This window comes from Lacrimispora sp. (assembly GCF_036758025.1).
Classification (GTDB): Bacteria; Bacillota; Clostridia; order Lachnospirales; family Lachnospiraceae; genus Lacrimispora.
Genome location: NZ_DAIOXM010000023.1, coordinates 35069 through 58053, shown reverse-complemented (window position 1 = coordinate 58053; position 22985 = coordinate 35069). Strand labels below are relative to the sequence as shown.

Genomic DNA, 22985 nt, shown 5'->3' with positions numbered 1-22985 from the left:
TATGGCAAAATAAAAAGACCGTAAAACTGTCGATTTCAGACAATCTTACGGCCTTTTTCACATGATATAAATTTGCAGTATTTGATTTCCTTCCTGCCGATTATCTAAATCAGAACGAGAGGCATCAAACCAAACAGGGCACCTACTACTATGTAAATAACAAAGATTCCGATGGCCCATAAAGCACTTTTTCTCTGCCATTGCCCCATATCTACGTCAGTCAGCCTAAGAAGTACATAAATGAAAGGAACGAGCGGACTGAGCAAATGGAAGGCTTGACCCATCAAAGATGCGAAACCAAGCTGGATAGGAGTGAATCCATAAGCTTTTCCGGTTTCCGCAAGAAGGGGAAGCACGCCGAAATAAAATGCGTCATTGGAGAGGAAAACAGTTCCTGGTGCGGATATTAATGCAACGATCAGACACCAGAATTTACCCCAGCTAGCCGGGATGATGGTGGTCATACTGGTAGCAATGGCATCTCCCATGCCAGTTCCGGACAGAATTCCCATGAAAACACCGGCAGACATAACAACCATACTTACCTGAGCGGCATCAGGTGCATTTGCCTCAATACGGGCACGCTGATCTTTCAGATTGGGATAGTTGATCAAAACTCCCAGTGCGGTAGCTCCCATAAAGATAATGGAAGAAGGCAATGTACCAAGAATTAACATAATAATAACAATAGTGGTTAAAACCAGATTGATATACAGATTTTTAGGACGGCGGATAGACAGAAGTTCCGGGTCTACGATGGTGGTCATTTCTTTTAACTGCTCTTCAGTAAAATTAACGATACCAAGACGTTTGCGTTCTCCTAATCCCATGATGATTGACACGATGATCATATAGATGGTGGCAAAAATCATCATCGGCACAAGTCCCCGAAGCACTGCGGATTCATCCAGCTCCAGTACCGTGATGACTCGGGCAGTCGGACCTCCCCAAGGAAGCAGGTTTAAGACGGAATGGGAGAGGATGGTGAGTACAGCCAGATCCAGCATTCTCATTTTTAATTTTTTATAAATCGGAACAAATGCAGAGCATACGATAATCATGGTGGTAGTACCGTCACCGTTTAAAGAAACACCGGCAGATAAAATAACGGTAGCAAGCATAACTTTAAGAGGGTCGCCCTTTGCAAAACGGATCATTGCGTTAGATAGAGGATCAAAGAGACCTGCATCGATCATCAGAGTAAAAAATAAAACGGCGAATAACAACATGATGGCAGTGACAGAAGTGGTTTTCAGGCCATCAAGGGCAAATTTGCCGATATCTCCTCCCCAGAATCCCAGAAGGCTTCCAATCACTGCAAAGGCAGCGGGAATAACCAGCAATGCTGTAAACGGTGTCATTTTTTTTGTCATGATTAAAACCATGAAAACGGCAATTAATAAGTATGCCATAAAAGTAATCATAAGAACCCTCCTTAATGTTTCCAATGGAAATGGACTTTCATTTGTTTTTCAAATATAATATCATAATAATGAAATATGTCCAGAAAAATCATTTCATTTTCTGAAAAAGCTTCATTTCTTAAGTGCAATACGGAATATTGTCCCGTCATTGCAGCAATCTGGGCCGCATCAGATGTCTACCATTGACCAGATAAGTGCCGCCATCATACCATTTCACCATGTGAACTCCTCCTCAAAAAAATCCTTTATCTTTATTTGTTTTTATTGTACAATGAGATTATTCAATAGGCAAATACTATGACTCTAATAAGGTATATAGCATTATACCTATACCCTGGCAATCGTAGAAAATTCGGGGAGATATGTCTTTATAAGAAAAATATTTATAAAAGTTATCCTCAAAATCACAAAAGAAAGGGAGTCTGTAAAATGAAAAAAGAAATGACATTAAATGAATGCTGTCCCCATTGCAAGAGGCACTGTTCTTTAAGGAGTCCCCATTGCGGAAAGGGAAAGGCTCTGGCGGCAGAGATAAAGAAACGATCCAAGGACGGGAAAGAGGAACATAAAGAAAAGAGCAAGGAAAAGGGAAGCTGGAAGCCGGAGAGGACAGAAACCGGAATCCTGTACCTTTATCAGAAAGGGTACAAGCAGCTTTTCGTGGAGCCGGAGCATATCCTGGGAAGCAGGGAAATGAGAAATTACCTGGCAGATCTTCTCAGTGGAAAAGGAGCAGTGACAAAGCAGGAGTTAAAGGAGCTTTCCGGACTGTGTTCAGAAGATATGGGAAAAGCATTGAAAAAAATGGAGAAAAACGGGGATATTACCTATAAGAAGGAAAAAGACAAGGATAGCCGGATTTCCCTGACTCCAAAAGGAACCAAGCAGGCGGAGGAATACGGAAAAGACCGGGGGACTGGCGTTTTGACTGCTCTCAGCGAAGAAGAGAAGCAGATGTTTAAAGAGATTTTGAAAAAACTTGTCAGGGACTCCTGAGAGAAATATTGTATTTCAAAATGATTTGTAGTACAATGCAACAGGATAAGAAGGGAAGGTTATTACTGAAAATAGAATATGAAACGAAAAGAGGATAACTTATGAAACAAGGAAAGAAAACGCTGGCAGTGATTTTCTTTGCGCTGGCATTACTGGCTTATACGGCTGTGTTCGGCCTGGGAAGCAGCATCAAAGGCATTTTTGAGATGCGCTACGGAATTGACATCCGTGGAGGCGTGGAGGCCATCTTTGAGCCTCAGGGCTTAGACCGCAAACCGACGGAGCAGGAACTGAATATTGCCAGGGAAGTCATTGAAACCCGAATGGATAACCAGAATATAACAGACAGGGAAGTGACCGTAGATAAAGAAGGCGGCTACATTATCGTCCAGTTCCCCTGGAAATCCGGAGAAACCAACTTTAATCCTGAGGATGCCATTGCAGAACTGGGAGAAATGGCAGAGCTCACCTTCCGGGACCCGGAGGGAAATGTGCTGATTCAGGGAAAGAACGTGCAGAATGCAGCTCCTGATACGGCAGATACCAATGGACTTAAAAGCTATCAGGTGGCTTTGACCTTTAACGCAGAAGGAGCCAAGCTCTTTGAGGAAGCCACAGGAAAACTGATCGGACAGCCCATGGGCATTTACATGGACAACACAGTGATCTCCAATCCGACTGTACAGAATAAGATTTCAGGAGGCCAGGCTGTTATCACAGGAATGAAGACCTATGAAGATGCCAAGGATCTGGCGGAGAAGATCAATGCAGGTTCCCTTCCCTTCTCTTTAAAGACTACCAACTTCTCCACCATAAGCCCGTCTTTAGGAAGCAATGCCTTAAACATTATGGTGTATGCGGGAGTTGCGGCATTTTTCGTCATATGCGTCTTTATGATTGGATTTTATAAGATGCCAGGTCTTGTCGCCTGTATCACTTTGACCATGCAGATGCTTTTGCAGATGCTGGCCATCTCCATCCCTCAGTATACCCTGACTCTTCCAGGTATTGCAGGTATTATCCTGACCCTTGGAATGACGGTTGATACCAATATCATCACCTCAGAGCGTATTTCTGATGAGCTGAAAAACGGAGCTTCTATTAAGAATGCGGTTGCCTATGGATACAAAAATGCGTTTTCTTCTGTTTTAGACGGAAATGTGACGGCAGCCATCATTGCCATCATCCTGATGGTTTTAGGCTCCGGAACCATGCTGAGCTTTGGATACACCCTTTTGGTGGGTATGATTGTAAACCTTTTTGCAGGTGTTACCGTATCCAGAAACTTCCTCTTATCCCTTGTTAAATTTGATAAGTGGAGAGATGAAAAATATTTCCGAATCAGAAAAGATATTAAAACCATTCCCTTTTATCAGAAGAAATATATATTTGCCATTATTTCAGGCGTAGTGATTGCAGCAGGAATTGTAGGCTGCTTTACCCAGGGTGTGACCCTGGATACCCAGTTCACCGGCGGTGCAGTTTTAAGCTACTCTGTGTCGGACGAAGCGGATACGGAACAGATTCAGGCAATCATTGAAAAGGAAACCAACAGACCGGTTACGGTTCAGATCAAGGAAGACAATATGACAGGACTTAAGAGGCTGTCCGTTACCCTTGCAGGAAATAAGGGAATGTCACCGGAGGAGCAGAAGGCTGTCACCGATGCCATTAACAGTACCTCGGAACATGTCAATGCACAGCTTTCAGAGACCTTTGTGGTAGAGCCGTATATCGGCGCAAAGGCATTGAAAAATGCGGTTCTTGCTATTGCCCTTGCCATGGTATTCATCATTGTATATGTGTGGGTACGGTTCTCAGCTATGTCAGGACTTCCGGCCGGAGTGACGGCTATGATTGCACTGCTTCATGACGTGGTGGTGGTGTTCTTCGCCTTTGTCTTATTCCGCATTCCTTTAAACGATGCGTTTGTGGCGGTGGTGCTTACAATTATCGGATATTCCATCAATGATACCATCGTTATTTATGACAGAATTCGTGAGAACAAGAAAAAAGACAGGAAGATGTCTGTCACAGATTTGGTAAATATCAGCACCAGCCAGACCCTTGGACGGTCTGTCAATACCTCTGTTGCAACGGGACTTTGCGTACTGATTATTATGGTGGCTTCCATGTATTTCCAGATTGAATCCATTATTGAATTCTCCCTTCCCATGTTTTTCGGTGTGATTACGGGATGCTATTCTTCCGTCTGTGTGGCCGGAGTTTTATGGGCGGCATGGGAAAAGAGGAAGGAAAAGAGTAAATAACATCATTGAATAATTGGCCGAAAAGTGTTAGAATATAAAAAGATGGATAAACATATAGTAGTTATTCCATCAATGATTTTGAAAATTCGACGAAGTCATGAAAAATAATGCTAAAGGAGGATAAGAATTATGTTAAACAAAGACATTGTTGCAAAGATAAACAAGCAGATCAATTTTGAGCTGTATTCTGCTTATATTTATCTGGATATGTCCAACTATTATTCAGATAGTAATTTAGGCGGCTTTGCAAACTGGTTCAGGATTCAGACTCAGGAAGAGCGTGACCATGCCATGCTTTTCATGGATTATCTTCTCTACAACGGTGAAAAAGTGGTGCTTGAGGATGTGAAGGCGCCTAATTTTACTTACACTGACTTCCGCCAGCCTGCAGCAGAGGCTTATGCCCATGAGCTGAAGGTTACGGCAGCAATTCACGATATTTATGCGGCAGCATACGATGTAAAGGATTTCCGTACCATGCAGTTCCTTGACTGGTTCGTAAAGGAGCAGAGTGAGGAAGAAAAGAATACGGATGAGATCATAAAGAGATACGATTTATTCGGCAACGATGCTAAGGGACTGTACCTGCTCGATGCAGAGCTGGGTGCCAGAGTTTATTCTCCGCCATCCCTTGTGCTGTAATTCAGTTCTGAAGTCATTATTATAACTTTTATAAAAAAGCAGCCCGGCCCCTGATGAGAGGCTGGGCTGCTCTTTTTGAGGAATCCATATGGGAAAGATTGCATTGCTTGTATCCAGGGAGGAAATGCTTTATCAGGCGCATAACATTCTCCAGGAAAAGAAATACGAGCTGAATGAAATGAAGGTCATTAAAACCGAAGATGCTGTTTCCGAGGCAAGGCGTTCCATTGGGGCCGGAGCCTCTATTATTATTGCAAGGGGGCTTCAGGCCTCCCTGATTAAGCAGTATACGGACATCCCGGTGGTGGAAATCGTCATCACTGCCCAGGAAATGGCCCTTCTGGTCAATAAAGCAAAGCAGATTTTAAAGAAAGAAAATCCTGTCATTGGGGTGGTGGGATTTAAAAACATGTTCTGTGACATGTCTTATTTTGATGTCATCCATGAGATTGAAATGAGAACGTATTTTGCAGATAAGAGCTGCAGCCTTGAAGCCATGACAAAGCAGGCCATAATGGATGGAGTGGACTTAATCATAGGCGGAGATACGGCAGTGGAAATCGCCGGGGAAGCCGGAATGCCGTCCCTGTTTTTATCCAATACTGAGGACTCCTTAAGAAATGCCTTATCCATGGCAGAAAGCGTGGATTATGCCATGGGAGTGGAAAAGCGGAATGCGGCTCAGATGGAGACCCTTCTGGACCACTCCTTCAGCGGTGTTGTGAGGCTGGATGCTTCCGGGATCATTATGGACTTAAATCCCATTATGGAGGATATGCTGGGAACAGCCAAGGAAAAGGTTTTGGGAAAGGCCGCCGGTGAGGTGTTTCCGGACCTTGGGAAAAATCATGGAAAAGAGTCCTATTCCCTGTTTATGGAGATCAATCGCACCTCGGTGTTTGCTGTTGTGGCTCCGGTGATGATTGACCAGAGGATGGAGGGGGCTATCCTCACCTGCCACCGCATGAAAAAACGACGGGCCCCGGAACCGGATTTAAAGGGAAAAGGTCATTTAAAAGGCTTTATTGCCCTGGGTGAATTTGACGACATTCTTCAGGAGTCCCGGGCAATGAAGGAGTGCATACGGTTGGCAAAGCTGTATGCACTGTCGGAAAAAGCGGTTTTCATTGAGGGGGAGGCAGGAACGGAAAAGCGCCTCCTGGCTCAGAGCATCCACAACGCAGGTCTGCATAAAGGCGGTCCCTTTGCGGTCTTATCCTGTGAAGGGATTGGGAATGAAGGGCAGCTTGATATGATCTTCGGGGACAAGGGAGCGGCTGTACAGGCTGGTGGAGGGTCCCTTTTATTGGAAGAGATACACTGCCTTACAAAAGATAACCAGTACCGGCTCTGTCAGCTGATCCGTTATAAGACACGCCTGGGAAAAGATGGGGCCAGGTATCCGGGGCTGGATGTAAGAGTTATGGCAACCTCTGATCTGCCTTTGCATGAGCTGGTGAGAGACGGCATCCTGAGGGAGGAGCTGTATTTTCTTTTAAGCGGTCTGACTGTGAGAATTCCTCCTTTCCGGGAGAGGAAAGAGGACTTGGAGAAGAAGCTGACGGAATGTTTTCGGGACTGCTGTGACCATTATTCCAGATTCCATGTTCTGACCAGCGGGGCCAGGAAGCTGCTTCTGGACTACCCATGGGAAGGGAATTTATTTCAGATTGAGAGTTTCTGCGAACGTCTGATTCTTACTGCCAATAAGCGGAGTATTGATGAAGGATTTGCAGAACAGGTCTTCATGGAGCTGTATCCCCTGTCTTTTAGAAACAAAGAGGAAGAAAAAAGAGGAGAACATGGCCGGGATGTGATTGTTTCTGAAGAAGAGGAACGGATTGCAAAAGCCCTGTTAAGATATGGCGGAAACCGGGAGGAGACGGCAAGGGCGTTGGGGATCAGCAAGGCGACTTTGTGGAGGAAGAGGAAGAAGTATCATTTGGAATAGGAAAGAGTTTAATTATGAGAAAATATAAGGCAGTTAAGGCTTTCTTTATGAGGAATATTTGGTTATAATTATAAATAGAGAAACTGCGGTATGATTTCGTACTGATGTCTGATGTGCTTAACGAAAGGATGTGCTGCCATGCCATTACTAAGAGAACAGACTTATACCATCGATGATATTTACAATCTGCCGGAGGGAACCAGGGCAGAACTGATTGACGGTCATATGTATATGACGGCTCCTCCATCTACCGCTCATCAAAGGATCCTTCATTTTTTTGATAGAACCATAGGCAACCATATTGCAGACAATCATGGGGAGTGCGAGGTTTTTCCTGCCCCGTTTGCAGTATTTTTGAATGATGACGACAAGACTTACGTGGAACCGGATATCAGCGTAATCTGTAATAAGGATAAGATCAATGAGAAGGGCTGTTTGGGAGCTCCCGACTGGATTATTGAAATTGTCTCTCCTGGAAGCAAACGGATGGATTATTATACGAAGCTGGCTTTATACCGGTCAGCAGGTGTCCGTGAGTACTGGATTGCAGACCCACAGAGAAAAACCATTCTCGTCTATGACATGGAACATGATGACGGCCCTGTTCTACACTCCTTTGATGATAAAGTTAAAGTGAATATTTATGATAATCTATATATTGATTTAAAAAACATGATTCAGACTGGATAAAATTTTTGATCGTGGATATGAGGCGAATCTATGAATATATCAGATCTTATCTGTCTTCTTACAATTGCAGAAGAACGAAGTATTTCCAAAGCAGCAAAAAAACTTTTTATGGCTCAGTCAAGTCTCAGCCAGTCTTTGCAGGAAATTGAATCAGAGCTGGGGAGCCGTCTTTTTGTCAGAACATCTACGGGAGTTCGTCTTACGCCTGCAGGAGAGCAGATGATTGCTTATGCAGAACATGCCCTTGTGGATTACCGCCAGGTGAGGAACCAGATTCAGGATATGGAAGAGCTGAAAGCCGGGAAGGTGGAGTTTGGAGTGAGCACCTTTCGCGGAAGCTATTTGATTCCCAAAGTTTTAAGGCTTTTTAAGAAAAAATATCCTAATATCCAGGTGGAAATAACAGAAGCTAATAGCATGGAACTGGAGCAGCATCTCATAGCAGGACAGATAGATCTGGCTTTAATTGTTCTTCCTTTAATGAAATTGAAATCAGATGTCAAGGTCTGGTTGAAGGATGAAGTATGTCTGGCGGTTTCTTCTGACCATCCGGTATTGGAATATGCAAAGGAAACAGAGAAAAACGGAAAAATGTATCAGTATGTAGACTTGGAAGATGCGGTTGAGTTTGAATATGTATTGAGCGGCTATGATACGGTTTTAGGAAATATAGCGAGAAATGAATTTAAGAAAAGAGAAATAAAACCGAAAGTGTATAATGCTAATTTAACTGCTTTTTTTGCTGCCTCCATGGCAAGGAGCGGTCTGGGCATGGCTTTCACCTATGCTTCCTGTAAAGAAAATTATGAAGATGTAACATACTTATCCATTGGCAGGGAGGGGATTTATTTGGATCTGGCATTGGCATTTCCGCCTGACGGCTACCGCTCAAAAGCTGCCAGAGCTCTGGAAGCCTGTTTTCTCTCTTCTGAATTTTTAAAGGAATAATTTTTTTGGTCCCGGAGTGTTTGACCGGGACCTTTTTATTATCTATTGTTATCGGATTTTCCGATGGCTCATATATAAAACTGGCTGTTTCGGAAATAACAAAGAATATATATAATAAAAATGCACAATCGTACTACCTGTATTGTTGTTAAAAATAACATATTAAACAAAAGGAGGAGAGAAATGGGAAAGGTAACAATGAAGGGAGTCATCGATATGCATGTTCATACCAACCCGGATACCCGGCATCGGAGATATGATGACTTTGATTTGACTGACGCTGCGGTCAGGGTGGGGGCCAGGGCAGTGGTAATAAAGTCTCATCAGGGAACGACTGCGGAACGGGCGTATTTGTGCAATGTGTATAATCAGAAGGCGTATCACGGAAATAATGATTTTACCATGTTCGGAAGTGTCACTTTAAACAGGGCAATTGGCGGGATCAATCCTGCGGCGGTAGAAACAGGCTTCAAACTGGGGGCAAAGGTGATCTGGCTTCCCACATCCTCAGCCAGAAATCATTTGGAAAAGCAGAATCAGGATACGGGTAAATGCGTGGAAGTGGTGAAGGATGGAAAGGTTGTTCCAGAACTAAAGGAGGTGTTCCGGCTGATCAATGATCATGATGGTGTCCTTGGAACCGCCCACCTGTCTCCGGCTGAATGCTTTGTTGTGGTAGAGGAAGCCCGGAAAGCAGGTGTCAAAAAAATAGTGGTAACCCATCCGGAATGGTGGCTGGTGGGAATGAGTGTGGAAGACCAGGTGTGTCTTGTAAGGGATTACGATGTTATTCTGGAACGCTGTTATGCCCAAAATATGGGAAAAGGAGTATATAAGAGTAATCTGCCTTCCAATCTGGAAGTTATCCAGACCGTTGGATATAAGAATGTGATGGTGGATACAGACGGAGGCCAGGTGGAAAATCCCAATTGGGAACTGGCACTGGAAGAATATATGCAGTATCTGGTGGACCATGGAATTCATGAGGAACATGTACACTACATGACTCATGATATTCCTTCAATGCTCTTAGGAATTTAAGGGGAGGAAAAATATGCTAAGTGTTTTAATTATTGGGGCAATTGCTGTTTCCGTGGCAATTGGATATAAAACAGGTTATAATACAGGATTATTTGCAATTGTATTCGCCTATGTGATTGGATGTTTTGGGCTGGGGATGAAGACGAAAGAAGTCATCGGACTCTGGCCTGTAAGTACCATGTTCGTCATTTTCGCTGTATCACTGTTTTACAATTTTGCTCTGGTCAATGGAACGTTAGAGAAGACGGCCCGTTACCTTTTATATGCCTGTAGAAAATTTCCGGGACTGCTTCCTTTTGCTATCTATCTGGCCGCTGCGGTAATAGCTGCTTTAGGAGCAGGATTCTTTACCGTTATGGCATTTATGGCACCGATCACTCTTTTAATCTGTGAAGAAGCTAAAATGGATAAGCTGGTAGGGGCAGTTGCTGTGAACTGCGGAGCTCTTTCCGGAGCTAATTTCATGACCAGCGGAAGCGGCATCATATTCCGGGGACTGATGGATGATGCAGGTTTTCAGGAATCGTCCTTTCAGAATTCTTCCGTTATATTTGCGGCAAGTGTTCTTTTTTCTCTGATACTGATTGGGTTATTCCGGTATGTTCCAAAGTCAAACCGGTCAATTGGAAAAGGTGTTTCATTTGAAAAACCGGAATCATTTACGGACAAGCAGAAAACCACCCTGCGTTTGATCATTTCCATGATCCTTCTGGTCTTGATATTCCCGGTTCTTCATATTATTATGCCCGGTTCTGATGTGATCAGCAGAATTAACGGACGGATTGATGTTGGTCTGGCAGCAGTTATTTTTTCTGTTATCGCGCTGATGTTAAAGCTGGCTCCTCAAAAAGAGGTCATTGCTAAGGTTCCGTGGAATACTATTATCATGATCTGTGGCGTTGGAATGCTGATCGGAGTCGCTATTGAGGCGGGGACCATTGATCTGCTGTCTTCATATGCCAGTTCAAGTTTGCCGGTATGGCTGATTCCAATTGCCTTCAGCGTAATTGGTGCTGTTATGAGCTTTTTCTCCAGTACTTTAGGTGTGGTCTGCCCGGCACTTTTCCCTATAGTTCCGGCTCTGGCAGCAGGCACAGGAATTAATCCTTTGATTCTTTTCACTTGTATTGTAATTGGTGCCCAGAGCTCGGCAATTTCTCCCTTTTCTTCCGGAGGAAGTCTGGTCCTTGGCTCCTGTGGTTCTGAGGAGGAACGCAGCAGGATGTTCCCGAGACTTTTGTTCCTGGCCGTTCCCTGCAGTGTACTGGCATCAACGGTTTATAACCTTGTGCTTTCTGTATTGCTTTAATCTTCAGCTTTTAGAACATAATATGAAATAAAAATGAAACAAAAATGATATAAATTTGAAAAGGTATGCGGTTTGTACAGGTAATGCTCGTGTATTCAGTAAATCCGCCTATAGCAAAATCCTTCCATTTTTCCTATAATCAGGACAGAGGTGGGGAATGTCCCATCAGTTGCTGATAAACAGAATGAGAAAAGAGAGGAAAAGAAAAATGAAAATTGGATTTATTGGACTTGGAATCATGGGAAGGCCTATGGCAAAAAACCTGGTAAAGGCAGGCCATGAGCTGGTTGTTTTCGATTACAACAAGGAGGCTTTGGCAGACTTGGTTTCCTGCGGCGCAGCAGAGGCGGCAAGCGGCAAAGAGGTGGCTTCCCAAAGTGAAGTGGTCATCACCATGGTGCCAAACTCTCCCCACGTAAGAGCGGCAGTTCTGGGAGAAAACGGAGTTGCAGAAGGAGCAAAGCCGGGAACAGTGGTCATTGATATGAGTTCCATTGACCCTACAGAGAGCAAGGCCATCGGAGCAGAGCTGGAGAAACTGGGAATTGAGATGTTAGACGCTCCCGTATCCGGCGGAGAGCCAAAGGCCATTGACGGAACCTTGTCTGTTATGGTGGGCGGCAAGAAGGAATTATTTGATAAATATTATGATATGCTGATGGTCATGGCAGGCTCCGTGGTATATGTAGGGGAACTGGGCTCCGGAAATGTGGCAAAACTGGCAAATCAGATTGTGGTTGCAGTGAACATTGCGGCAGTATCAGAGGCCCTTACCTTTGCAAAAAAAGCAGGAACTGATCCGGAACTGGTATATCAGGCCATCCGGGGCGGTCTGGCAGGCTCCACAGTTATGGATGCAAAGGCTCCTATGATTCTTAACAGAAACTTTAATCCAGGCTTTCGCATCGAACTTCATATCAAGGATTTAAACAATGCATTAAATGCAGCCCATGCCGTCAGCTCACCGGTTCCCTTAACCGGACAGTTAATGGAGATCATGCAGGGGCTTAAGGCAGACGGTTTTGAAAAAGAAGATCACTCCAGCATCGTGAAATATTATGAAAAGATTGCCAACACAAAGGTAGAACCGGAGAAATAAAAAACGGAATAAGGAAACAGGCAAATAAAAGCTGCTGGAGGGAAACATGAATACAGATTTTATCAAAGGGGTTATTGTTCCCATTCTCACACCCATCGATGAGAATGAGATGATTGACGAGGCAAAATTAAGGGATCAGGTGGATTACGTCATAGACGGAGGCGTTCTTGGAATCCTGGCATTTGGGAGCAACGGAGAGTTTTACGTCATAGAAGAGGAGGAGATGGAGCGTGGTTTAAAGATCATGATTCATCAGTCTGCAGGCAGAGTTCCGGTGTATTTTGGCATCGGTGCCATAAGCACGAAGAAATGCTGCCGCCTTGCAAAGATGGCAGAAGAACATGGGGCAGCAGGAATTTCCATTTTGCAGCCCATGTTTTTAAAGCCTACAGAGGCAGAGCTGTATCTGCATTTTAAAACAATCGCAGAGTCTGTTCCGGAGCTTCCTGTCCTTCTTTATAACAATCCGGGACGGGTAGGATATACCATGTCAGGAAATCTGGTAGAGCGTCTGGCAACAGAGGTTCCCAATATTATGGGAATGAAGGATACCAGCGGGGACATTACCCAAACCGCGGAATTCATACGCAGAACCCGCCACACAGGCTTTAAGGTCTTTGGGGGCAAGGATACTCTTTTGTATGCTTCCATGTGCCACGGAGCTGTAGGCGGGGTGTGTACTGCCGCCAACTTCATGCCGGAGCTGATTACAGACGTTTATAACAAATACGTTTCAGGCGATTTGGAAGGCTCTTTGGAAGCGCAGTTTAAGCTGAATCCGGTCCGTTTGTCCATGGACCCGGCAAGCTTCCCGGTAGCTGCAAAGGATATGGCTAATTTAAGAGGCAGAAATGTGGGCCTTCCCTATAAGCCCAATCTTGCAACAGCGGAAGGGCCTGTACTTAACAACATCAGAAAAGAGATGGAAACAGCAGGACTTTTGGATTAAAATAAGATCAGGGGGCAGGCTGGCGGCTATAGGCTGCCGGCCTGTTTTTATACAGAACCAGGAGAAAGGGGTATTATATATGAAGTTTTTATTTGCATCGGATTCTTTTAAGGGGTCCTTATCGTCTGAGAAAATCATGGAAATCTTAACAGAATCCGCAAAAAGCGTATTTCCGGACTGCATGTGCGCAGGGGTGTCCGTTGCCGACGGAGGAGAGGGAACTGTGGATGCGGTAGTCAGCGCCATGAATGGAACCATGAGGACTGTGACCGTACATGGTCCTTTGATGGAAGAGACGGCAGCGTCCTATGGAGTATTCGGCGGCAGCCATGCTGTCATTGAGATGGCGGCAGCCTCAGGACTGCCCATGGTTCCGGCTGAAAGGAGAAATCCTCTCCATACGACTACTTATGGAACAGGTGAGCTGATCAAGGATGCTTTGGATCAGGGGTACAGGAATATTTCCATAGCCATCGGAGGAAGCGCCACCAATGACGGAGGAATGGGCGCCATGTCAGCCCTTGGAATCCGTTTCCTTGATAAGGAGGGAAATGTGCTGACCGGATTTGGAGAGGATTTGGAAAAGGTTGACACCATTGATGTAAGGGGGCTTCATCCTGGGGTAAGGGAAACGGAGTTCACTGTAATGTGTGATGTGACCAATCCTCTTACAGGCCCTGACGGAGCTACAAATACTTTTGGAAAGCAAAAAGGAGGGACTCCTGAAATCCTTGAAAAGCTGGAAAAAGATATGGAAGCTTATAGAAAAAAACTTCTGGAGCTTACAGGCATTGATGTCAACGGGATTCCGGGTTCAGGGGCAGCAGGGGGACTTGGAGCGGCTTTAAAAGTATTTCTTCAGGGAAACATGAAGTCAGGAATTGAAACGGTTCTGGACTTGATTGAATTTGATTCCCTTTTAGAAGGAGTGGACTTAGTCATTACAGGGGAGGGCCGTATGGACTGGCAGTCTGCCTTCGGAAAGGTTCCCAGCGGAATTGGAATGCGCTGTAAGGCAAAGGGGATTCCGGCCATTGCAATCGTAGGGGGATTGGGAGATGGTGCAGAAGAAATCTATGAGTTTGGCATTGAAAGCATTATGACTACCATTCAGGGGGCCATGGAGGTGGAGGAAGCCATGGACAGGGCAGAGGAGTTGTACAGAAGCGCTGCTGACAGAACCTTCCGGATGCTGAAGGCAGGGGGAAGGCTAAATATGTAACCGGCTGGATATCATAGCAGGAGAACATTGCAGAAACAGGATTGGAGGAGCAGAAAATGGGAAAGACGGTAAAGCTTCCTGACGGAACCCTGGTTCCGGCCATCGGGCAGGGAACCTGGTTTATCGGGGAACAGAGAGCAAAGAGGAAGGAAGAGACAGAAACCTTACAGGCAGGCATTGAGGCGGGAATGACCTTAATTGACACGGCTGAAATGTACGGAAACGGAAGATCAGAAGAGCTGATAGGAGAAGCCGTCAGGGACTGTGACAGAAGCCACCTGTTTCTGGTTTCCAAGGTATATCCCTACAATGCAGGAAGAAAAAACATATTTAAAAGCTGCAGGGAGACTTTGAAGCGCTTAAATACGGATTATCTGGACCTGTATCTGCTCCACTGGAGGGGGGCTATTCCTTTGGAAGAAACAGTAGACTGCATGGAGCAGTTGAAAAAAGAGGGGAAAATCCGCCATTGGGGAGTATCCAACTTTGATACCGATGACATGGAAGAGCTGTGGAGCGTGCCAAAGGGAAAGAACTGTGCGGTCAATCAGGTGCTTTACCACCTTGCATCAAGAGGCATCGAATACGACCTTCTTCCCTGGCTGCGGGACCATGGGGTTCCTGTTATGGCCTACTGCCCTCTGGCCCAGGCAGGGGATTTAAAGAAAGGGCTTTATGAAAGCCCGGTTCTGGCTGAGATCGGGGCTGCCCATGGATGCAGCATTTCCCAGGTGCTTCTGGCCTTTGCCATCCGGGGCGGGGATGTCATTGCCATACCCCGAACAGGAAAAAAGGAACATGCCCTGGATAATGCGAGGGCAGGGGAAATAGAACTGACTGGAGAAGAGCTTGCAAGGCTTGAGAAGGCATTTCCTCCTCCTGACCGGAAGGTATATCTGGATATTTTATAAGAAACGAGCCAAAGGACTTGAATAGGGAGCGGGGACAGCTATGGAACGGATCGGAATACTTCTGCCCAGACAGACCATTTTGGAGTTTGCGGAAAATGTGCTGAAACAAGAGGGAATTGAGGTACAGATATTAAAAGTAGTGGAAAATGCCAATGCAGTTGTGGAAGCACAGGAGGCATTGGCTGCGGGGGTGCGCATCATCATTGCCAGGGGGCTTCAGGCCACCTTGATTAAGGAAAATACCAATATTCCTGTGGTGGAAATGCCTGTTACCATCAGGGAAATCGGCATGATGGTTTTAAAGGCAAAGAGGATGTTAAAGAAAGAACGTCCCATGATCGGAATTGTGGCATTTAAAAACATGTTTGACAACCTGGATCATCTGGAGGAATTATTTGACTTTGATCTTCGCTTTTACGAGCTAAGTGCTTTGGAGGAAACCCGTCTGAAGGTGAGCCAGGCCATTACAGACGGGGTGGACTTGATCATCGGGGGAGTCAAGGCCAATCAGACGGCTTTTGAAATCGGTTTTCCAAGTCTGTTTGTGGAAACGGGAGAGGAATCTATCCGCCATGCTCTTGGCATGGCAATCCATATGATAGACTTAGCCAGGATGGAAAAGCAGAGTGAAGCCCAGATTGAAACCCTGCTGGACACCTCCTTCAGCGGCATTATTAAAATCAATGCCTATAAGGAAATTGTGGCAGTAAACCGGGTGATTGAGCAGATGATGGGAAAGCCTGCCGATCAGGTAGTGGGATTTCCCATTGACAAGGTGATCAAGGGAATTGATACGGAAGGAATTGAAGGGATTTTAAGGGGAACGGATGAGCTTTATTCCACCTCATTTTCCATAAGGGACCAGCCCTTGATGGTGGTGGGGGCGCCTATCCAGTACGACGGACATTTCAGCGGAGCCATTTTAACCTGCCATAAGATGAAGGCAGCGGAAGGCAGAAATTCAGAGGTGTCCGGGACAAAGCTGGCAACGGGTTACATTGCCAGCCGCAATTTCACCCACATTCTCAGACAGTCCCAGGAAATGAAACGGTGCATTAAGCTTGCCAGATCCTATGCCATATCCAAAAGCCCTGTCATGATATGGGGAGAAACGGGAACGGAAAAAGAGGTGCTGGCTGAGGCCATTCACAACAACAGTCCCCAGAAGGGAGGCCCCTTTTTAAACATCAACTGCGGTTCCTTATCCCCTCAGGAGCAGAGAGAGGTGATCTTCGGCTTTTCTGAGGAAAGCAGGAAGGGAGCCTGGGAAAAGGCCGCCTATGGAACGGTTCTGCTTCAGGAGGTGGACCGGCTTTCTATGGAAACCCAGTATCTGCTTTATAAGGCGGTTCATGACAGGCTGTTTTGGTGCAATGATTCCATGGTGAAACGGCCCCTTCCTGTCCGGCTGATCGTCACCACTTCAAAGGAGCTGACGGTGCTGGTAAAGGAAGGGCTGTTCCGGGAAGATTTGTATTTTCTTCTCTCCTCCCTGAAAATTGAAATACCTCCCCTCAGAAAGACCACAGAGGACATTGCCAGGCTGGTCAAGCTGCATCTGGAACGGTTTAACGGGGCTTATTCCAGGTATGTGGAAATCAGCAGGGAAGCCTTAAAGGCCATGGAGGAGTATTTCTGGGAAGGAAATCTGCTCCAGCTTGAGGTTTTTTGTGAACGGCTGATTCTGACGGCCCACCGCAGGAAGGTGGAGGAGGGAATGGTGAGAAACTTATTGCAGGAGCTTTATCCCCTCATCAGAGAACAGGATGGAAGGGCTCAGACCGTACTGTTAAAGAATCCCGAGGCGGTGCGCATTGCCGGGCTCTTAGATCAGTATCAGGGGAACCGGACCATGGTGGCGGAGGAGTTAAAAATCAGCACCACCACCCTTTGGAGAAAAATGAAACGGTATGGAATCGGAAGCAAATATGAATTGTAATATATTGAAAATCCTTGTATTATGAAAAAGATTGCAGCTTTTTTGCAATCTTTTTTTCATCATCAGAAAGAAAAATAAAGGCTACAAGAGAAGGGGAGTAAGGTTGGTGCTTCTGTCAATAGATGGAGGGCTGAAATAGGATTATAATTTACTCTAAGATCAAAAAGGGATGAGGAAAAGGAGAAAGCACAATGACGCCAATCATCACAAAAATGGAAGTTTATCCTGTAGCCGGAAAAGACTGCATGGAGCTGAATCTAAGCGGAGCCCATGCGCCGTTTTTCACCAGAAACATCGTGGTTCTTCACTGTGAAAACGGGGAGACAGGAGTGGGAGAAGTACCGGGAGGGGAAAAGATCACAAAAGCCCTTTTGGAATGCGTTTCCCTTGTGGAGGGGAGTAAAATCGGGGAGTATAAGAGCACCTTGCTCAAGGTAAAGGCCCATTTAGAATCAAAGGGAGAGGAGGATGTGAGAGGAAACCAGACCTTTGACTTACGGACAGGAGTTCACGTGCTGACAGCCATTGAAGCGCCCTGCCTGGATCTGTTAGGAAAGCACCTTGGTGTGCCGGTGTGTGAGCTTTTAGGAGACGGAAAGCAGAGGGATAAGGTGGAGATGCTGGGATATTTATTCTTCATCGGTGACAGAAATAAGACAGACCTGCCTTACGATTCAGAGCCTGACGCAGAGTGTGAATGGTACCGCCTCCGCCACGAAGAAGCCCTGACAGCAGAGCAGATCGTAGCCACTGCAAGGGCGGTTCAGGAAAAGTATGGATTTAAGGATTTCAAATTAAAGGGAGGGGTCTTGTCCGGAGAGGATGAGATGGAAGTCATCAGGGAGCTGAAAAGGGCATTTCCCGAGGCCCGCATTGACTTGGATCCCAACGGCGCCTGGCTTCTGAAAGACGCAGTTGAATATGTGAAGGGAATGGATGGGATTTTGACCTACTGTGAGGACCCTTGCGGGGCCGAAGGCGGATACTCGGGCAGAGAGATTGTCAGTGAGTTCCGGCGCAGGACAGGATTTCCCACTGCTACCAACATGATTGCAACAGACTGGCGGGAGGTGGGACACGCCTTGGAAAGTCAGGCCGTGGATATTATTCTGGCTGATCCTCATTTCTGGACCATGAGCGGTTCGGTCCGCGTGGCTCAGATGTGCCATGATTTCGGCTATACCTGGGGTTCCCATTCCAACAACCACTTTGATATTTCCCTGGCAATGTTCACCCAGGTGGGAGCAGCAGTTCCCGGAAGGTACAATGCACTGGATACCCACTGGATCTGGCAGGAGGGCATAGAGCGTCTGACCAAGGAGCCCCTTCAGATCGTAGACGGCTGCGTGGAGGTTCCAAAGAAGCCGGGCCTTGGCATTGAGGTGGATATGGACCAGGTGAAAAAGGCCCATCAGGTTTACCTGGATCACTGTCTCGGCGGCAGAGATGATTCTGTGGTCATGCAGTATTTGATTCCAGGCTGGAAATTTGATTCCAAAAAGCCTTGTCTGGTTCGTTAAAAATATCCAGGCATGAAAGATACTTATTGATGCAATCGGTATTAATAATTGGATTTATAAGAATTTCGCTGATATAATGCATATATCAAACGGCCAGTTTGGAAGAAAAATAAGCAATATAGCCAAATGGAGGGATTCTATGGATATGGAACAGAAAGGTACACCTGTGGTAACCGAAATGCAGGTCATCCCAGTTGCAGGATATGACAGCATGCTGATGACCTTAAGCGGGGCCCATGCTCCCTGGTTTACCAGAAATCTGGTGGTCTTAAAGGATAGCGCAGGAAATACGGGAATCGGTGAAATTCACGGAGGAGATTACACCTGCGAAGCATTAAAAAGCTGTATTCCCCTGGTGGTGGGACAGCCTACGGGCAAATACCGGGCAATACTCAGCAGCATCCACAAAGCAGGAACGAGAGCTGAAGAGGATGACGGGGAAGGAATCCAGACTCTGGATATCAGCAAGCTGAAATTTGTGGTAAAAGCGGAATGGGCCATTGAATGCGCTCTTCTGGATTTGCTGGGAAAGCATCTGGAGCTGCCCATGTGCGAGCTTTTAGGGGACGGCAAGCAAAGGGATGAGATAGAAACCCTGGGCTATCTGTTCTATGTCAGCGAAAAGGAAAAGGCCCATCCCGATTTAAACTATCTGGATGAAGGAAACAGCAGTGATCCATGGTTTAAGCTCCGCCGTCAGGAGATGCTGACACCGGAGCGGATTGTGGAACAGGCCCAGGTGCTTCATGAGAAGTACGGCTTTAGAAACTTTAAGCTGAAGGGCGGCGTTTTTGAAGGAGCCAGGGAGATGGATGCCATCCGGGCGCTGAAAAATGCTTTCCCCAAGGGGCGCATAAACCTGGATCCCAACGGGGCCTGGAGCCTGAAGGAAGCCATTGAAATCTGCAAGCCCATGGAAGGAATCCTCACCTACATAGAAGATCCATGCGGCCCGGAAGCAGGCTATTCCAGCAGGGAAATCATGGCAGAATTTAAAAATGCAGTAAACCTTCCTGTTGCGACCAACATGATTGCAACGGATTGGAGGCAGTTTTACCATTCCGCCGCCTTAAAGTCTGTGGATATTGTCCTGGCTGATCCTCATTTCTGGGGATTCGGAGGAAGTGTGCGGATGGCTCAGATATTAAACGACTGGGGACTGACCTGGGGCAGCCATTCCAACAACCACTTTGATGTAACCCTGGCGGCTTTTGCCCATACGGCAGCGGCAGCGCCCGGAAATCCCACAGCCCTTGACACCCACTGGATCTGGCAGGATGGGCAGAATTTATTGGAGGATACGCCTGAAATTATCAACGGATATTTACAGGTTCCTAAAAAGCCGGGCCTGGGAGTCACTCTGAATATGAAACGGGTTATGGAGGCCAACCAGCTGTATAACAGCCTTCCTTCTCATGACAGAGATGACGTTATGGCAATGCAGTATCTCATACCGGACTGGAAATTTGACTGCAGAAAACCGTCTTTAGTGCGGTAAAAATTATATATAAAAATGGAGGGGTTTTTTATGAAGAAATCAGGTTTGACAAAAAAAGTACTTTGTCTGGCTCTCTGCACCGTTATGGCAGTGATGACAGGCTGCGGAGGAGGCTCCGCTTCCAGCGGAACGGGCGGTTCCCAAAAAGCTGAGGGAGAGAGCAGATTTGTTTTTGCAGGACCCAACAATATTACCCAGTGGGACCCGTTAAATGAAAACAAGACAAATGCCTACATGCTTTCCAAGCTCACCTACAACACTCTGGTAAATCCTTATGGAGAAAATAACACCATACAGCCGGAGCTGGCTACAGAATGGAGCGTATCCGACGATGGACTTGAGTGGACCTTTAAGCTGAGAGAAGGAGTGAAGTTCCACAACGGAGAAGATTTCAACGCGGATTCCGTGGTTGCCACCTTACAGAGAATGCTTGACAATCCTACTCTGGTTCACACCGCATTCTGGCCGTCTTTGGCAGGTGTGGAAGCCAAAGACACCTATACGGCAGTGATCAAACTGAAAGAGCCATGGGGCGCTTTGCTGTACCAGCTCATTGACACTCCCATGTTCCCGCCAAAGGCCCTTGCAGAAAAAGGCGATGCCCTCTTTGAATTTAATGAGACAAACAAGCCTATCGGAACAGGGCCCTGGATCGCTGACAAATGGACACCCGGACAGGATGCAGAATTTGTCCGCAACGATGAGTACTGGGATTGGGGCAATGAAAAGAGCAACGTTGACCGGATCGTATACCGCCCGGTTATTGAAGATACCACCCGTGTTTCCGGAATTCAGACCGGTGACTTGGACATGATCGATGCCGTACCCGTAGAGCAGGCAGATATGCTGACCAGTGTAAAAGGGGTAAAGGTAGAAAAGCTGTTAGGTTCTGCTATCGTTCACTTAGGATTCCGCACTGCAGACGGACGGATCTTTGAGGATGTCAATGCAAGACAGGCCGTCAATCACGCATTAAACAGAGAACTTCTGGTACAATCTATTGCAGGCGGCGGAGCAGCCAGTGACTGGCCCTGTCCGGAAGGCGTATTCGGTTATGACAAGGCAAATGCCAAGGTTCCGGAGTATAACTTGGATATGGCAAAAGATCTCCTTTCCAAGACCTCCTATGCAGGCCAGGAAATCTCCTTTATCGCACCGACCGGAGTATTTGCAAGAAACAAAGAAGTAGCTCAGGCAGTTTTGGCAATGCTGACAGATGCAGGCTTTAAGGTGAATCTGGAAATCATGGAAAATGCAGCTTTCCAGGAGCGCCGTGCATCAGGAAATTATGACTTATACATTCAGAGATATCCATTCCCGGCAGGTGATCCCGATTCCGTAATCACCCAGAGATGGTTAAACGATGCTCATAAATCCGGATATGTCAATGAAGAAATGAATGAAAAGATTCTGGAGCAGAAGCGGGAAAGCGATCCTGTCAAGCGTGAACAGATATTAAAAGAAGTGTTTGCTATTCAGTGGGCAGAAGCAGCGCCTCATCTGGCTCTTTACCAGCAGGTAACAACCCTCGCTTACAGAGAAGGCATCACAGGTTTGAGAGTGCGGATTGACAATGTATTTGACTATTCAAAGGTATCAAAAGCCGCACAATAGTGAATCAAGGGCACACATTTTGAAAGGGGATACGGCTTTGCTGAAATTTATCATAAAACGTTTGGGATATACGATTTTCGTCCTGTTTGGAGTATCCATCTTAACCTTTGGGCTTTTAAAACTGACACCGGGGTCCCCGGCCCGTCTGATGCTTTCCGATGACGCTACAGAGGAGCAGATCAGAGAAAAAGAAATAGAAATGGGACTGGACCGGCCCCTGACCATACAGTACGTCAGTTATATAACAGGAGTTGTGAAGGGAGATTTAGGAGATTCCCTGTTTTATAAGATGCCAAATTCCACGCTGATCTTCCAGAGATTGCCGGCTACCGCGTATTTAACGCTGGTAGCCATGGGAATCGCCCTGCTCATCAGCATACCCATGGGAATTATAGCAGGAGTCAAGCGGGGGTCTGTCATAGATTTGTTTGCTATGATATTTGCCCTTCTTGGACAATCTATATCGGGCGTGGTGTTAGGACTGATTTTCATTCTGTTCTTTGCAGTTAAGCTTGGATGGCTGCCGGCCATGGGATACGGAGGCTTTGCATTTGTTATCATGCCTGCCACCTCTCTGGCTATGCAGATGGCTGCCCTCATCACCCGTATGCTGCGGTCCGGCATGGTGGATGTGCTTCAGGAGGACTACATTACGGCCACCTATGCCAAGGGAATCAGTAACCGGGAAATCACCATGAAATATGCCTTAAGAAATGCAATCCTTCCGGTTATTACGGTTGTAGGCCTTCAGGTGGGAACGTTTTTAGGAGGAGCCGTGGTTACAGAACAGATATTTGGCTGGCCGGGTATCGGCACCTTGACGGTCCAGGCCATCGGGCTTCGGGATTTTCCGCTTGTGCAGTCCATTCTTTTGGTAATATCTGCATGCTTTGTACTGGTCAATCTGCTGGTTGATATTATTTACACCATTGTTGACCCGCGTATGGACTTTAACTAAGGGG

General features: G+C 46.2%; 18 protein-coding genes. 17 read left to right on the top strand and 1 reads right to left on the bottom strand.

Features of this window, described 5'->3' with window-relative positions:
• Window positions 1–104: 104 nt before the first annotated feature.
• Complete coding sequence (locus V7M78_RS17250; RefSeq protein ID WP_333651608.1) at window positions 105–1424, bottom strand: CitMHS family transporter; 1320 nt, start codon at window positions 1422–1424, stop codon at window positions 105–107.
• 429 nt (window positions 1425–1853) lie between these two features.
• Here V7M78_RS17250 and V7M78_RS17245 point away from each other — a divergent pair, with 429 nt between their 5' ends.
• The 17 genes from V7M78_RS17245 (at window position 1854) to V7M78_RS17165 (ending at window position 22981) form a co-directional block, all read left to right on the top strand.
• On the top strand, window positions 1854–2420 hold the full coding sequence (locus tag V7M78_RS17245; protein WP_333651607.1) for a hypothetical protein: 567 nt from the start codon (window positions 1854–1856) through the stop codon (window positions 2418–2420).
• A gap of 101 nt (window positions 2421–2521) precedes the next feature.
• Entirely contained in the window at window positions 2522–4690 is a 2169-nt protein-coding gene (gene secD, locus V7M78_RS17240) for a protein translocase subunit SecD (RefSeq protein ID WP_333651606.1), read from the top strand.
• Window positions 4691–4819: 129 nt separating this feature from the next.
• The gene (locus V7M78_RS17235) at window positions 4820–5332 is read left to right on the top strand and encodes a ferritin (protein ID WP_333651605.1); all 513 of its coding nucleotides are present in this window, start codon (window positions 4820–4822) and stop codon (window positions 5330–5332) included.
• A gap of 88 nt (window positions 5333–5420) precedes the next feature.
• On the top strand, window positions 5421–7283 hold the full coding sequence (locus V7M78_RS17230) for a PrpR N-terminal domain-containing protein (protein ID WP_333651604.1): 1863 nt from the start codon (window positions 5421–5423) through the stop codon (window positions 7281–7283).
• A gap of 138 nt (window positions 7284–7421) precedes the next feature.
• The gene (locus tag V7M78_RS17225) at window positions 7422–7973 is read left to right on the top strand and encodes a Uma2 family endonuclease (RefSeq protein ID WP_333651603.1); all 552 of its coding nucleotides are present in this window, start codon (window positions 7422–7424) and stop codon (window positions 7971–7973) included.
• Between the two features lie 30 nt (window positions 7974–8003).
• Window positions 8004–8921 (top strand): LysR family transcriptional regulator, encoded by a 918-nt coding sequence (locus V7M78_RS17220; RefSeq protein ID WP_333651602.1) that lies wholly within the window; start codon window positions 8004–8006, stop codon window positions 8919–8921.
• Window positions 8922–9104: 183 nt separating this feature from the next.
• Window positions 9105–9962 (top strand): DUF6282 family protein, encoded by an 858-nt coding sequence (locus V7M78_RS17215; RefSeq protein ID WP_333651601.1) that lies wholly within the window; start codon window positions 9105–9107, stop codon window positions 9960–9962.
• A gap of 13 nt (window positions 9963–9975) precedes the next feature.
• The gene (locus V7M78_RS17210) at window positions 9976–11271 is read left to right on the top strand and encodes an SLC13 family permease (RefSeq protein ID WP_333651600.1); all 1296 of its coding nucleotides are present in this window, start codon (window positions 9976–9978) and stop codon (window positions 11269–11271) included.
• Window positions 11272–11455: 184 nt separating this feature from the next.
• Window positions 11456–12370, top strand: coding sequence for a 2-hydroxy-3-oxopropionate reductase (gene garR / locus V7M78_RS17205; protein WP_333651627.1), 915 nt, complete (start codon window positions 11456–11458; stop codon window positions 12368–12370).
• Between the two features lie 46 nt (window positions 12371–12416).
• Window positions 12417–13319 carry a dihydrodipicolinate synthase family protein gene (locus V7M78_RS17200; RefSeq protein ID WP_333651599.1) on the top strand — a complete coding sequence of 301 codons (903 nt, stop codon included), beginning with the start codon at window positions 12417–12419 and terminating at the stop codon, window positions 13317–13319.
• Window positions 13320–13398: 79 nt separating this feature from the next.
• The gene (locus V7M78_RS17195; RefSeq protein WP_333651598.1) at window positions 13399–14541 is read left to right on the top strand and encodes a glycerate kinase family protein; all 1143 of its coding nucleotides are present in this window, start codon (window positions 13399–13401) and stop codon (window positions 14539–14541) included.
• A 56-nt stretch (window positions 14542–14597) separates the two neighbouring features.
• Window positions 14598–15452 carry an aldo/keto reductase gene (locus tag V7M78_RS17190; protein ID WP_333651597.1) on the top strand — a complete coding sequence of 285 codons (855 nt, stop codon included), beginning with the start codon at window positions 14598–14600 and terminating at the stop codon, window positions 15450–15452.
• Between the two features lie 40 nt (window positions 15453–15492).
• Entirely contained in the window at window positions 15493–17391 is a 1899-nt protein-coding gene (locus V7M78_RS17185) for a sigma-54-dependent Fis family transcriptional regulator (protein WP_333651596.1), read from the top strand.
• Window positions 17392–17582: 191 nt separating this feature from the next.
• Window positions 17583–18911 (top strand): enolase C-terminal domain-like protein, encoded by a 1329-nt coding sequence (locus tag V7M78_RS17180; protein WP_333651595.1) that lies wholly within the window; start codon window positions 17583–17585, stop codon window positions 18909–18911.
• A 139-nt stretch (window positions 18912–19050) separates the two neighbouring features.
• Entirely contained in the window at window positions 19051–20409 is a 1359-nt protein-coding gene (locus tag V7M78_RS17175) for an enolase C-terminal domain-like protein (RefSeq protein ID WP_333651594.1), read from the top strand.
• A 30-nt stretch (window positions 20410–20439) separates the two neighbouring features.
• A complete protein-coding gene (locus tag V7M78_RS17170) occupies window positions 20440–22023 on the top strand; it encodes an ABC transporter substrate-binding protein (protein WP_333651593.1) in 1584 nt (527 codons plus the stop codon).
• A 37-nt stretch (window positions 22024–22060) separates the two neighbouring features.
• Window positions 22061–22981 carry an ABC transporter permease gene (locus V7M78_RS17165; RefSeq protein ID WP_333651592.1) on the top strand — a complete coding sequence of 307 codons (921 nt, stop codon included), beginning with the start codon at window positions 22061–22063 and terminating at the stop codon, window positions 22979–22981.
• Window positions 22982–22985 lie beyond the last annotated feature (4 nt).